General features: G+C 59.8%; 11 protein-coding genes, 3 pseudogenes and 1 other annotated feature. Of the genes and pseudogenes, 8 read left to right on the top strand and 6 right to left on the bottom strand.

Annotated features, from left to right (window positions below; all coding sequences use genetic code 11):
* Positions 1-230: 230 nt before the first annotated feature.
* A pseudogene (locus ABH922_RS25550) lies at positions 231-698 on the top strand (2-oxo acid dehydrogenase subunit E2); the annotation flags it as partial.
* Between the two features lie 328 nt (positions 699-1,026).
* Here the strand turns inward: ABH922_RS25550 and ABH922_RS25545 are convergent.
* The 3 genes from ABH922_RS25545 to ABH922_RS25535 form a co-directional block, all read right to left on the bottom strand.
* Positions 1,027-1,635, bottom strand: a complete 609-nt coding sequence (locus ABH922_RS25545) for a MerR family transcriptional regulator (protein WP_424809855.1) — start codon at positions 1,633-1,635, stop codon at positions 1,027-1,029.
* Between the two features lie 560 nt (positions 1,636-2,195).
* Positions 2,196-2,408, bottom strand: coding sequence for a hypothetical protein (locus ABH922_RS25540; RefSeq protein WP_424809854.1), 213 nt, complete (start codon positions 2,406-2,408; stop codon positions 2,196-2,198).
* 34 nt (positions 2,409-2,442) lie between these two features.
* On the bottom strand, positions 2,443-2,688 hold the full coding sequence (locus ABH922_RS25535) for a hypothetical protein (RefSeq protein WP_424809853.1): 246 nt from the start codon (positions 2,686-2,688) through the stop codon (positions 2,443-2,445).
* Between the two features lie 303 nt (positions 2,689-2,991).
* Here ABH922_RS25535 and ABH922_RS25530 point away from each other — a divergent pair, with 303 nt between their 5' ends.
* The 3 genes and pseudogenes from ABH922_RS25530 to ABH922_RS25520 all read left to right on the top strand — a co-directional run.
* Positions 2,992-3,993 carry a restriction endonuclease gene (locus ABH922_RS25530; RefSeq protein WP_424809852.1) on the top strand — a complete coding sequence of 334 codons (1,002 nt, stop codon included), beginning with the start codon at positions 2,992-2,994 and terminating at the stop codon, positions 3,991-3,993.
* Between the two features lie 307 nt (positions 3,994-4,300).
* Positions 4,301-5,491: a Fic family protein gene (locus tag ABH922_RS25525; RefSeq protein WP_424810311.1), complete on the top strand. Its 1,191-nt coding sequence runs from the start codon at positions 4,301-4,303 to the stop codon at positions 5,489-5,491.
* Positions 5,492-5,691: 200 nt separating this feature from the next.
* Positions 5,692-6,647: pseudogene (locus ABH922_RS25520) on the top strand (IS3 family transposase); the annotation flags it as partial.
* Positions 5,976-6,107, top strand: a sequence feature (AL1L pseudoknot). Its footprint overlaps the pseudogene before it by 132 nt.
* Before the next feature lie 7 nt (positions 6,648-6,654).
* Here the strand turns inward: ABH922_RS25520 and ABH922_RS25515 are convergent.
* The gene (locus tag ABH922_RS25515; RefSeq protein WP_424809851.1) at positions 6,655-8,052 is read right to left on the bottom strand and encodes an IS30 family transposase; all 1,398 of its coding nucleotides are present in this window, start codon (positions 8,050-8,052) and stop codon (positions 6,655-6,657) included.
* A gap of 47 nt (positions 8,053-8,099) precedes the next feature.
* On the opposite strand from ABH922_RS25515, the pseudogene ABH922_RS25510 reads away from it, so the two are divergent.
* Positions 8,100-8,408: pseudogene (locus tag ABH922_RS25510) on the top strand (transposase); the annotation flags it as partial.
* Between the two features lie 567 nt (positions 8,409-8,975).
* Here the strand turns inward: ABH922_RS25510 and ABH922_RS25505 are convergent.
* Both ABH922_RS25505 and ABH922_RS25500 read right to left on the bottom strand, forming a co-directional pair.
* Positions 8,976-9,188: an NAD(P)-dependent oxidoreductase gene (locus tag ABH922_RS25505; protein WP_424809850.1), complete on the bottom strand. Its 213-nt coding sequence runs from the start codon at positions 9,186-9,188 to the stop codon at positions 8,976-8,978.
* Entirely contained in the window at positions 9,185-9,934 is a 750-nt protein-coding gene (locus ABH922_RS25500; RefSeq protein ID WP_424809849.1) for an NAD(P)-dependent oxidoreductase, read from the bottom strand. The genes ABH922_RS25505 and ABH922_RS25500 overlap by 4 nt, the downstream gene beginning before the upstream one ends.
* 370 nt (positions 9,935-10,304) lie before the next feature.
* Between ABH922_RS25500 and ABH922_RS25495 the strand changes: the two genes are divergently transcribed.
* The 3 genes from ABH922_RS25495 to ABH922_RS25485 all read left to right on the top strand — a co-directional run bounded on the left by ABH922_RS25495 (position 10,305) and on the right by ABH922_RS25485 (position 13,070).
* Positions 10,305-10,967 (top strand): GntR family transcriptional regulator, encoded by a 663-nt coding sequence (locus ABH922_RS25495; protein WP_424809848.1) that lies wholly within the window; start codon positions 10,305-10,307, stop codon positions 10,965-10,967.
* Between the two features lie 61 nt (positions 10,968-11,028).
* Positions 11,029-12,276: a CaiB/BaiF CoA transferase family protein gene (locus ABH922_RS25490; RefSeq protein ID WP_424809847.1), complete on the top strand. Its 1,248-nt coding sequence runs from the start codon at positions 11,029-11,031 to the stop codon at positions 12,274-12,276.
* Between the two features lie 2 nt (positions 12,277-12,278).
* A complete protein-coding gene (locus ABH922_RS25485; protein ID WP_424809846.1) occupies positions 12,279-13,070 on the top strand; it encodes an HpcH/HpaI aldolase/citrate lyase family protein in 792 nt (263 codons plus the stop codon).
* Positions 13,071-13,238 lie beyond the last annotated feature (168 nt).

Raw genomic sequence — 13,238 nt, 5'->3', positions numbered from 1 at the left:
GCCGCCATGTCGCTACCGTGAGATCGAGTTCGCGTGCAACACCCGCGTTCGACGCACCTTCGGCGCAGGCCAACACGATGCGCGCCCGCTCCGCCTGCCGCCGGCCACCCGATTCGACCCTGCGCGTCAGCTCGGCACGTTCAGCCACGGACAACGTGATTTCAACAGCCGAAGGTCCACGATGCGACATGAAACAGATTATAAACTAATTGGTGTAATTTCTAACGCAGGACACTAGCTGGGACGACTCCAGGCAAGAAATTGTGACCAAACACCATATTAATCTCGGAATAGCGGTCGCTACACCACGCGGATTGATTGTGCCTAATGTAAAAGACGCGCAGGAAATGGATCTACGTGAACTGTGCCGCGGGATTCGAGATATTGCCCATAGCGCGCGCCACGGCACAGTGACACCAACCGACCTACGTGGTGGCACTTTCACGATTACGAATATTGGTATATTCGGAGTTGATTCTGGAACACCGATAATAAATCCCGGAGAAGCGGCGATCCTCTGTCTCGGATCCGTCCGCAAGCAGCCGTGGGTGATTCGCGACGAGCTGGCGATACGATGGGTCACGACGATCGGATTGTCGTTCGACCACAGAATCGTAGACGGCGAGGAAGGGTCCAAATTTCTCGCCGACGTCGCGGCGACACTTGCAGATCCGCTCTCGCTCTTAGGTCGGCTGTGAACAGCCATCCATATTCTGCCCCAAGATTCCGTCGTAAACGGGTAAGTGGAGATTAGGGAATTTCTACATAGATTCCGTCGACGGCGCACAGCACTGTGCGCGCGGTGATTCTTAGCAACTACCAAGTGCATCGAAACCATTGGCGACTACAGTGACGGCATCCGCAACCCTCGGGTACAGAAGGCAGTGATTGGAGATGCCGCCCTGATGTTGCTGTACGACAGAAACTTCCGGGCGGCCCTCCGTGGCGCCCCCGGGAACGCCCTCGGCAGGACTCGTTAAAGTCCTGCCAGTCATAAATTCGAGGCGACAGTAGTTAGGTTCCTACTTATCTGCGATCGCGGCGGTTTTCGATGTCGGGCGGAGTGATCCGCGCGCGGTTGCGACTTAACCTCTCGTGTTCGGCACGGCTCATTTCCGCGGCGCTGGATTTTCGTCGTTTCGAGAGTTCCTCAAGTTCTTCTGAACCCATCCGCTGCGCGATCTCGTCACGCTTCTGCTTGAGGCTTTCGAATTCTTCTGAGGTCAAGGGTTGGTGAGTGGTCATGGTCTCCTCTATCAATCGTAGGAATTCTGATGTCGATGGCTCGACCGCGTTGTCAAGACCATCGAGCACAACGAGCAAACGTTTCCGTAGAACCGTGGCCCGACCGATGCGTTCCTCGATCAGGACCAATTGCTCCCGAATTAGGTCTCCTGGATCCAAGTCGGGTTCGGCGCGCAAGGCCGCAGCGATGTCTTCAAGTGGAAACCCCAAGCTCCGCAACGCCACAATGCGATGTAGCCGCCGAACATCGGCCTGCGAATAGCACCGATGGCCGCCAGACGTTCGCGACGACGCGACTAGCAACCCGAGCCCCTCATAATGATGCAACGCCCGTACCGTGACGCCGGACTCCCGGGCCAACTCTCCAACTCGCCATACCCGCTTGGTCAAGATGCCCTCCCATCGATGTGCGCTTCCTACTCTAGAACCTTACGTAACGTTAGCTTCAAGTAACGATTTGATCGCACCGCACGCGGTTAGGCTTCGTGCACCTTTTGGAGAATCTTGGGAGGTACCGACGAGACGATCGTCGCAAGCGCCAGATGGACTTGTATGACAGCTGGTCGACGTCTGGGGTCCCGATGTCGAAAATCAAGTGCATGTCTGGTCTGAGCGGTGACTTGCTGCACGGGTGAGAATCGTCGATTTCGCCCCGGCTCGCGTATTTGCGCAGCTACCGCAGCGTCAAGGTGTCTGGCCGTTCTGACTGATGTGGGTCATTGGCGGCCGGGTAGTGACGGTCGGTGTCCTCCGAGGGGAGCATCGCCAAGGAGATGGGTGCTGTTGCCTTGCTTGTTCCTCGCTGAACGGGCCCTCAGTGTCTTGGGTGATCTCCGCGTTCGAGCTAGCCAAGCCGCACGGCCCCCGCGCTCGCGCCGAGACTGTGATCGACACTCCATGCTGGGCAGTAGCCGGCTTTCCCGAGCCGGTTGCGGACAAGTGCAGGTGCCCTACCGATGAGGGCGCTGTGTGGTGCCGGTCGGGTGGACGGAGTAGTCGATGAGGCGGCTGCGGAGTGCAGGATCGATCAGCCCGGCGCGGTCCGGATCGGTCAATCGGGCGAACAGTCGACGCTTGTATTCGTTCATGTCCACACCGAATTCGACGAATACCTCGTCGAACGGTGCGCCGTCGAACGGTCCCCACATCGCGGCGAAATCCACCAGGGCATCCCCGACTTCTTCGTGGACATTGCTGTCACCGCGCCGCGGCAGTGTCGCTGTCGTCGAGGTCGCTGTCGTCGACGAATACCAGAACACCCGTATCGAGGGCGATCGCCCACCGATGTGGTTGCGCCCAGTCCCGACCCAGTCGATCGCCGGGAATCAGCGAGTCCGCGAAGTCCTCGACAATCGTTCCACCGACCACGCTGTCGTCGCGTCGAACTTGGACCTTCTCACCAACGGTGCGTTCGGTTTTTGTGTCACGTCGAGTATCGGTCATGACGGTATTGAAACAGATGGCAGAAGGACGTGAGGTGCGGACAGGAACTGCGAGGAAATCCGTTGCCTACGAAACGGATCCGCTGCGTGACACCGAACTTCCGACGTAACGGGCAGATCGCTCGGGGGGTTTCCCACAGGGGCCTGGGACCATCTGATCGAATGAACCCTCGGCCTTCCGGTGCCGGGCTTTGGAGAGCCGATTCGGGTCTACACGTCCGTGTATATGCGTGGGCAGGTGTCGAGCCCGTCGGAGTTGCGATATAGCGTCAGCGCAAATGCCCAGCCAGACCGGAGGACCACATTGTCAATCGCGACGCCGTATGACGCCGAGGTGAATGCTGCGACCCAGATGCGGGTGATGGGTTTTGTGGACGCCACCGTGACTGCGCCCGGCGCGGACGGAGGTATCGACGTTGACGCGGTAAACGCGGTGGCGCAAGTCAAATTGCACGGCAAACCCACGGGGCGCCCCGATCTTCAACGGCTATACGGTGCGCGTGGAGGCAGTCATGCGAAGGTGATGTTGTTTTTCACGTTGGCTGGATACTCTGCAGCTGCCGTCGAGTATGCCAATCAAGTCGGGATGGCACTGTTCACGTACTCGCTCGACGGCACTGTCTCGGCGTGCAATGACCACGCTCTTGGTCTGCTCAACCAGTCCCAGGATCGCCTGCGCGCTGCGGAGGAGCTCGATCGAGCGCAGGCGGAACTGAGGGCCGCAGAGAAGAGCCTGAAAGCCGACCGAGCGGCGGCGGCTGCCGCAGAAAAGCGGCGACGATTCACTGCACGCACCGGCTATCGGGCAGACAGTTATGACGATGTCATCGGGATGCGCTGTGCCCTCATACTTTCTGGTGCCGTTGGCTACGGCGCACTGCTGGTCGGCCTCACCGGTATGGTTATGGGTTCCGGTTTCTGGCAGCGGGTGTTCGCCGGTGGACTTGTCGCGTTTGCAATCTTGATGTTCGGCACGAAACAACACAGTCGGCGTGAACTGGAGAAGTATCGGATTGATGGCTGTGAGGTGCGAGTCGACAGACGCGGTGTCCTGAAACTTCACATCACGGTCGGTGTCCTTGCCGGACTGCTAGTTGTGAGCGGCTGCATTTCCGCTGTGTTGAATGCCGTTGCGGCACTGAATGACCGCATTTTCGGCGTCGTTCTCGCCGGGCTGGAGATTCATCTGCTGCATCTCGCCTGGTCGAGTGCTCTGGAACTCCGGTCCCTTCCAAAACAAGCCCAATGGAGAAATGAGCTGAACGGAAACCCTGTTGACCGGATTCCCCGCTGGTTATCAACGTAGGTGACGCGACGCCGACCGCCGTAAGTGGTGGCCAGTCGATAAAGTGGGGCGAGTTGTCAACAGCGACAGTGAGTTCGGGTGTGGGTGCGCGAGAAGCGCCTAGTGAATTCTGCTGCATGACCGAAGCCGAACCTGCAGGGTGGCGGTCTTCTTTGGTGTTGTTCGGCGTGTTTTCCGGTGCCGGCTGGAAGGGATGCGTGCACATCGCTCCGGTACTCCACTGACCGGTTTGACTACGTTTGGTTGGTTAAAAGTACGTTAAGGTGGTTGGTGTTCGCGTTTTGTTACCGACCTAGGAGTGAGTTCTGTGTTGTGGCCGCCGCACCGCACCGAGACGCGGGACTGGAATCCGCGTCATCGGCAGGGCTCGCGTGCTGATCGCACCCTCGAGAGCGTCGAGGTGTCGATTCCGCCGATGATCGCCGACCTTGATTGCGATCTGGGTGGCGTTGTTGCTCGGGCTCATGAGGAGGCGGTCATCGCCGTGGTGCGCCTCGAAGCTGGCTTCGGTGAGCACCTGGCGCCGCTGTCGGACTTTCTGTTGCGTAGCGAGTCGGTGGCGTCGTCGAAGATCGAACATATCGACGCTGGGTGGAGGGCATTCGGCAAGGCCCTGGCGGGAGGTAAGGCCAGTGACGAGGCCAAGTCTCAGCTCGCTGCCGTCACAGCGTTGATTGCGATGGTCGACGCCGCTGGTGATGGCCCGATCACGCTCGATACGCTGCTCGGCGCGCACCGGCTGCTGATGGCCCCAGACTTTTATACCGCCCGCGATGCCGGTGAGGTTCGTGATGTGCAGAACTGGATCGGTGGCAGCGACTACACCCCGATTGACGCGTTATTCGTGCCTCCACCCCCGGAACTCGTCGTTGAGCTGATGGCGGATCTGCTGGAGTTCGTCCACCGCACCGACCTGCCGATTCTCGCGCAGGCCGCGATCGCGCACGCCCAGTTCGAGTCCATTCACCCGTTCACCGACGGCAACGGCCGTATCGGTCGAGCCTTGATCAGCGCCATTCTGCGACGCCGGGGTTTGACCGGCCGGGTCACGGTCCCGTTGGCGTCGGTGATGCTTGCGGACACTCGCCGCTACTTCGACCAGCTGACCCGCTACCGCGCCGGTGATGCCGAGGGGTTCATCGAGTACGTCGCCCGCGCAGCGGTCGTCTCGAGTGAGGCCGCGCAGGACTCCGCCCGCGCTCTGGCGGAACTGCCCGGATATTGGCGCGATCTCGCACGCCCACGCAGCAACTCGGCGGATGAGAAGATCATCGACGCCTTGCTCGAGACCCCTATTTTCAGTGCCGATACTGCGCAGCAGATCACAGGAACCACCGACGCGAGTACATATCGTGCACTGGGCCGGCTCACTGCGGTCGGGGTGCTCGAAGTGCTCTCGGAGAGTAAGCGCAACCAGATTTGGGCAGCCACCGCTGTGCTCGCTGAACTCGATGCTCTGAGCACCACTATCGGCAAACGCACCACCGATCACCTCTAGCCGGGAAGCCCTGCTGTAGGCGGTGTGAGCGGCGATGCCGATGTCGCGAACAGGTCTTCCGTGGCGTCAGCGATGTTCAGCGGAGTGCGGGGCAGGGAAGCTGCGAACACCTCTCGTGTTGTCTGTCCACCACGCGTACAGGCTACGTTAAACCACCCTGGGACTGGTGGAGACTGTGATCTCACCAGGAGAATGCAGATATGGGTGCACCAAGGAAGTTCGATGCCGAGACGCGGGAGCGAGCAGTTCGGATGTATCTCGACCGGCTCGAGGAGTACGGCGAGCCGAAAGTAACGGCCCGCAAGCACGTCGGGGCCCTGCTCGATATCAACCCGGCCACGATCCGAAACTGGATCGAGAAGAACGATCCGGTCACCGATTCCAGCGTGCCCGCATCGGGGGCTGACCGCGACGAGGAGCTGAAAGCGCTACGACGCGAGAACTCCGAATTACGCAGAGCCAACGAGATTCTCAAGACCGCATCGGCGTTTTTCGCGGCGGCGGAGGTCGACCGCCGACTTCGGTGATCGTTGAGTACATCGACGAATACCGCCACCTCTTCGGGGTCGACCCGATCTGCACCGTACTCAAAGAGCACGGCATCAAGATCGCCCCGTCCACCTACTACGCCGCCAAGAAACGCGGCATCATCTCCGCGGCGGCCCTGGAGCAGGCGTACGCCACGAACACCGTCCACGGGTTCTTCGTGGCAAACAGACGCCTCTACGGAGCGAAAAAAGTCTGGCATGCGATGAAACGCGCTGGTCACGAGATCGGGCGCGATCAGGTCGCTCGGTTGATGACGATGTGCGGCGCGTCCGGGGTCATTCGTGGCCGTCGGCGTACGGTGACCACCGAACGCGATGATCGTGCCCCTCGACACCCGGACTTGATTGCCCGACAGTGGGGAGCGCCGACCCGGCCGGATCAGTGGTGGGTTGCTGATTTCACGTATTGCTGGACGTTGGCCGGTTTCGTGTACACCTCGTTTGTCGTCGACGTGTTCTCCCGACGGATTCTCGGGTGGAGGGTGATGACGACGAAGGCGACTCCACTGGTTTCGGGTGTACTCGAGCAAGCCCTCTTCACTCGAAGGATAAGTGATTTCGCCTTCACTGCAACAGGTTTGGTCCATCACTCGGATGCAGGGTCGCAAGGCGGATTCAACTGATCGTCGCAACACCGTCCAGTGGGAGTGAGTATACTTGTTCAGCAAGGACTTCCGCGGGCGTTAGCCATTTGAGTTCTTTGCGAGGCCGATTGTTGAGCGCGTCAGCGATTGCATCAACTTCACGTCGATCGTATCGGGACAGGTCGGTGCCCTTCGGAAAATATTGCCGAAGAAGACCATTCGTATTTTCGTTCGTCCCACGCTGCCACGGACTGTAAGGTTCGCAGAAGTAGACACTGATCCCGGTGGCCGCGGTGAGGTCCGCGTGTCGCGCCATTTCCTTCCCTCGGTCCCAGGTCAACGATCGCCGGAGATGCTCCGGTAGAGGCAACAACGCCTTGGTCAGAGCATCACGGACAGCCTCCGACCCGTACCCGGACAGTGCCGGCCCGTTCTTCACGGGTGGTATCGTTCCATATCCGATCTTGCGCGGCAGGTGCAGCAGCACCGTGAATCTGCTGGTCCGCTCGACCACCGTGCCGATCGCCGAACGATTCAATCCAATTATCAAGTCCCCCTCCCAATGTCCCGCAATGTCGCGACTGGCGACTTCCTCGGGCCGCGCGTTGATGGTGACTTCGTCGGTGATGAACCCGGCCGGTCGCTGCCGCGCCCGGGCGCGAGGCCTACGCAACGCTCGCCCTGTCCGCAAACAGGTCACCAACTCCCGCTCCAATCCGCCGCGCCCTTCGATATAGAGCGATTGGTAGATCGCCTCGTGCGAGATACGCATCGACGTATCGTCAGGAAAGTCGATACGTAACCGATTCGAGATCTGCTGCGGACTCCAGGCAGTCGCCCACCGACGATCACGACGCCAAGGCTTATTTCGACCTTTCCATCCCGCGACGTCCGGTCCGGCGACCACTGTTCCGTCTTTGGCATAGACGTATCCGGAAAGCTTGTCTTGCACGTACTCTCGCAACCGTTCGTGCTCTGCGAGCTTCGCCGGCTTCGGGCGCCTCGCTGCGAGGTCGGCCTTCCATTGCGCGGTAGAGGCGCGGTACTCGATCTGCCCGCTTCGGGTGGCGGCGTTGCGTCGCAGCTCTCGCGAGATCGTCGACGGCGACCGCCCGATGTGGCGCGCAATTTCCCGTACGCCGATCTTCTGGGCTCGCAACATCGCAATTTCCTCGCGCTCGGTGAAGGAAAGGTATCTCCCCGAGACCGGGGTCAGCTCAATGGGCGGCATACCCCCAGCGTGCCGGAACCACCGTGTGCCAACCGGTGCCGACACGCCGCATGCGATAGCAGCATCCTCGCTGGTGAGCCCCTTGACGATCTGCGACCAGAATGCCCGTTCGAGGTCCCTGCGTACCGGGGGACGTCCCGGTGACCGCATCACCGCTCGCCCGGTCAACGCTGCCGCCCATCCTGATGGTCGTCCCATCTAACACCTCCATTGTCGAGGTGTTGCGTCCACCGGTTGAACCTGGCCAATATACCTCGCTGGCGTTCACCGAGACGTTGATCGACTCCGGCATCGCCGGATCGATCGGCAGTGTCGGCGATGCACTCGATAATGCGTTGATGGAATCGACGATCGGGCTGTACAAGACCGAGCTGATCGACCGGCAGAAGTCGTGGACCGGGCGCTCCGAAGTCGAACGTGAAACAGCGTCCTGGGTTCATTGGTTCAACACCAGCCGACTGCACTCCTCGATCGGCTACCAACCGCCCATCGAGTACGAAAACGAGTTCCGTCGACAATGCTCGACAGCCACCTCCGACCGCGACGTGGCTTGAACTAGGCCTCCATCAGATCCAAGGCGGTTCACTTCGGCGTTGCTGTCGGGTGTGCCGGCCCGCGCGGAATATCGAGCCTCGATTATGGGTGCTGCCAGTGTGGTGTTGAGCAACGAGGTTGATGGGTGCCGCGGTCAGATCTCCCTCGATGCGAATTATTCTTGGCCGTCGATCGTCCTATGGATGGCACTTCCCCCATCGAGGTGGTGTGTCGACCGGTTGTATTTACACTCTTGTCCCTCGCCGCCGCCTTATCGAATCAGACCCGCGGGTTGGAATGGCTGCGCCGCAGTATGTACGAACCGGCCGGGCGTTTCGACCGGAAGTCACGAACAGGGCAGGGCGGCTCTGCAGGCGAACGCGGCCGTCTCTTGAGTGCATGGGTTCGACGGAAGGCGACTGCACTCGTCGATCGGGTATCCCACGCCCGTCGGCCACGGAAAGAGTGGCGCAGCATTGCTCGACCACCCCCTCGGACTGCGAGGTGGCTTGGGCCAGGGCTCTATCAGAGATCCAGGCATCTCATTGTCGAACGGGCCTGGTCAGTCGCTTTCTGGTCGGCACCGATTACCGGACTGTGCAGTGTTGCAGCGGTTTGCCCGTCGTCAGGTTGCGGACGTTTGCGGTGAACGCCTCGGCCATCGCGTCATAGGATTCGTTGGTCACTCCGCCGATATGAGGTGTGACGGTGACGTTCTCGGCAAGGATTGGGTCGTCTGGGTCAATAGGTTCGGTCCATGCAACATCGAGGCCGGCGCCGGCCAAATGACGGGTCTTCACAGCGCATGCTTTAGTGCGTTGTAGTCAACAACGTGGCCTCGACCAACATTGATCAGATAACTTCCAGGGGGCATAGCTGCCAGTTGGTCGGTGCTGATGAGTCCCCATGTCGTCTCCGTCAGCGGGCAACAGACGATCAACACATCGGTCTGTTGCAGTGCTTCGTTCATGGCATCGATTCGAAAATAGCGTTCGGGTGTCAGAGTTGTTGACAGAGTGGGAAGATCGGCATATTTGCGCCTGCCTATCGCAAGGGTGCGTACTCCGAACGGGTCAAGCCGGGCGAGTAGTGCGGCGCCAATTGCGCCGAGGCCCAGCAACGTGACCGTCTTGCCCACAAGACTTGCGCCGCACGGTTGCCCTACCTTGCCCTCGATCACACTTCGCTGGGAGGACTTGTAGTCGCGTAGGAGTGCTAGCACGTGGAAGATGGCAATCTCTGCTACCGCGTCGGCGTTACCTGTGTCTGCTGCGGGCACGTTCGCGACGGGTATTCCCCGCTGCTTTGCCGCTGACAGGTCGACGCCTTGTAAGCCCACACCGAATTGCTGAATTAGTCGAGGCCGGGTGGTGTCCATGATTTCCGCGCTGATCCTCGCCCCGAGAGGTACCAACACGTCTACTTGAGGAAGCGAGGATGCGCGACCCTCTGTCTGAACCTCGACGAGGTTCGCATGGGGCAGTGCCACGCCCAACACACGCCGAATATCGGCGAATCCGTCACCGCAAAGCCCGATGGTCAACACGATTATCTCCTATTGCCTTTGTTCGACGACCCCGAAACGTCAGCGCTGGCCGTCAAAGTTCGCCTCGTATGAGAAGCGTCCCGACAGTAAGCAGACCCTGGCCAAGCGATTACCGCACGGTCCGCACTGTCCGAACTTGACCGCTTGGGAGCCAGGATCGCGCAAGCAGTCCAGCTTGCAACCTAGCATTGTCCTACAATGGAACATAGCCGATGGGTCGCCGTACCACGTCGGCCCCTGAGGTTCCGCATCTGCGAACGGCCACCAGTCTGTTGTCCTACAATAGTCTTATTAGACCTAATTCCTTGACCGGCTGTAAGACACTTTCTCTATCGCACGAATTGTGTTGCAGTTCAAAACCAGTGGAGGCATGATGCAGATCTCGCGAATGGCGGCCCCGGTGCGCGCTCAGGCAGTGGAAGCGATTCGGGAGGAGATTATCAGCGGCAGGATGCTCCCTGGACAAAAGTTGAGCGAGCGGGAATTGTGTGAGGAACTTGACGTTTCCCGCAATACGATCCGGGAGGCGTGCAGGCAGCTCGAAGCTGAGGGCTTCATCGAAATACCTCCACACAAAGGCCCTATGGTCACGATCATCACCGATCAAGACGCGAAGGATCTCTACGAGTTCAGGGAAGCTCTGGAATGTTTTGCCGTAGAGCTTTTCGTCGACAAGGCCGATTCAGAGACTCGAACGGCGTTGTTCATGGCTGGCGAGGTATTGTTCGCTGCCCATAACTCCGGGGACATCCGGGAGATGATCCTGGCAAAAAACCACTTCTACGACGTGCTGTACCGCGGCACCGGAAATCGCATACTCGCCGGACAGGCAAAGCTGCTCCATGGACGTTTAGCTGGGCTTCGCGCCCGATCGCTTTCGCGCGGATCTCGACCCGACAAGAGTCGAGACGAAATCAAAGAAGTCCTCGCAGCCATCCAGGCGGGAGACTCTTCCGGAGCTGCGGGACTATGGCGTCAACACATACGGAACGCGGCCGCCACCGCCCTGACTGAAGACCTGATACCCAGTTAGATTGCCCTATTGTGGGACAATTGGTTGACAAGGAGGGCTGTGCGGCACTTCAATGTGTCCTATGCCACCAACTGACTCATCACCAGATTTTCCGCGACTCGGCGACGCTCCAAAGCCTGCTCACGGGCCGTTATCAGGCCTGCGAGTTCTCGATGCCGGTTTCGTTTACGCTGCGCCGATCGCCGCGATGCTGCTCGGCGACTACGGCGCTGACGTCATCAAAGTCGAGCATCCCCGTGGTGATCCGGCACGCAGCCACGGTTGGCAGAAAGACGGCCATGGACTGTGGTGGAAAGTAATTTCGCGCAATAAGAAGACCATCACGCTCAACTTTCGCTCCCCGCGCGGACGCGAGCTGGTTTGTGATCTGCTGAAGGAAGCTGATGTCTTCGTCGAAAATTTTCGACCCGGCGTCCTCGAGGAGTGGGGGCTCGGCCCGGAGGTCATGCACGAGATCAACCCGAATCTAATCATTTTGCGTGTCACTGGCTTTGGGCAAACCGGGCCCTACTCGAAACGACGAGCATTCGGCACCCTAGCCGAAGCCATGAGCGGCTTCGCTCACCAAACTGGCGAAGAAGACGGCCCTCCGACCTTGCCCCCATTTGGTCTCGCAGACGGAGTCGCCGGTGTCACCGGGGCGCTGGCTGTCATGATGGCGCTCTATCACAGGGATGCACGTGCGGGGCAAGGTCAAATCATCGACCTTGCTCTTCTGGAACCGCTTCTGGGAATTCTGGGTCCGGCACCTACTGTCTACGACCAACTCGGCATTGTTCCTGGAAGGCACGGCAATCGATCACCGAACAATGCACCAAGAAATGCTTATCAGACCGCTGACGACCGTTGGGTGGCAATCTCGGCGAGTGCCACGAGCGTCGCCGTACGAGTGCTGACCCTGGTCGGACGACCGGACATCGCGACTGAACCCTGGTTCTCTTTCGCCGGCGAACGTGCAGCACGAGCCGATCTCCTGGACGACTGCGTCGGCAAATGGATAGGTGAGCGAGATTTCGACCAGGTGATGGAAGCATTTACGGCCGCAGGTGCCGCAATTGCACCGATATACGATGTCGAGCAGTTGCTCGCAGATGAGCACGTGACCGAACGCGAGTCAATCACACTGTGCCCCGACGAGGACCTCGGACCGATTCGCATGCAGAATCTCTTCTTCCGATTGTCGAAGACGCCAGGTGAGATCAAGTTCGGCGGTCGTCGACTCGGGCAGGACAACTCCGAAATCTTCGGCCAGTTCTCAGGAGTGGACGAGGACGAACTGGCTAGCCTTCGCGCCGACGGGGTGGTTTGAGCATGCATCGCACGTACCTGTTCGCTCCCGGAAACAATCCTCGTATCGTTCGGAAAGCTTTCGAGACCGGCGCCGATGCAGTGATTCTCGACCTCGAAGATGCAGTGCCCCCGCAAGACAAGACCGCGGCTCGAACATTTGTCGCTCAGGCACTGGAGCAGCATCGCGCCTGGGTTCGCGTGAATGAGGTGGGAACGGACGCGTGTAGGGCGGACCTCGACGCCGTAGCCGAGAACGCACACGGGATACGGATCCCCAAAGTCGAATCTGCTGAAGACGTCGAATGGGTGGCGTCCCGCTGCCCAGGTCTTCCGATCATTTGTGCTATCGAAACTGCCCGCGGCATCCTTGCAGCACCCGAAATTGCCGATGCTTCAGCATCTACCTATCTCGCACTCGGCGGATTGGATCTGCGTCGCGATCTGTCGGTGGGGATGGGAACGACCCCCCTTCTGCATGCCCGGAGCCAACTTGTTCTCGCTGCGCGTGCAGCAGGCATTGCTCCGCCGATCGACAGTGTCTATGGGCAACTCGACGACGACGCCGGCCTGCAAGACGAAGCGGAACACGCCCGGTCGGTGGGATTCTTCGGCAAATCCGCGATCCACCCTCGTCAATTACCCATTATCGCAAAAGCTTTCACCCCAACCCAAAGTGAAATTAAGTGGGCGAAAAACGTGCTCGATGCATTCGCGCGCGCACACCAGGGCGCAACGACACTGCCCGGCGGAGAGTTCGTGGACGCACCTGTCGCTGCACGGGCCCGACAAATTCTCGATCGCGCTTCCAGCTGATCCATCCCGATAGATGACGGCGCAGACCGTCCCGCGATCGTCCGGCCGGTATCTCGCCACGCACTTCTGGAGCGCCACCTCAGGTATCAGATGGTCGGATACCGCCCCAATTCGCTACCGTACACGAACAGCGAACAGGTTATTGACCTATTGTGGGACAATTAGATA

Source organism: Rhodococcus sp. 27YEA15, assembly GCF_049739425.1.
GTDB lineage: Bacteria > Actinomycetota > Actinomycetes > Mycobacteriales > Mycobacteriaceae > Rhodococcus_F.
Note: the sequence above shows the minus strand (reverse complement) of the source record. Positions and strands in the feature narration are given on the sequence as shown.

Coding starts and splice junctions, on each gene's coding strand:
- ABH922_RS25535 (WP_424809853.1), bottom strand. CDS start 2,688: ATGACCGATACTCGACGTGACACAAAAACCGAACGCACCGTTGGTGAG.
- ABH922_RS25515 (WP_424809851.1), bottom strand. CDS start 8,052: ATGGGACGACCATCAGGATGGGCGGCAGCGTTGACCGGGCGAGCGGTG.
- ABH922_RS25495 (WP_424809848.1), top strand. CDS start 10,305: ATGATGCAGATCTCGCGAATGGCGGCCCCGGTGCGCGCTCAGGCAGTG.
- ABH922_RS25490 (WP_424809847.1), top strand. CDS start 11,029: ATGCCACCAACTGACTCATCACCAGATTTTCCGCGACTCGGCGACGCT.
- ABH922_RS25485 (WP_424809846.1), top strand. CDS start 12,279: ATGCATCGCACGTACCTGTTCGCTCCCGGAAACAATCCTCGTATCGTT.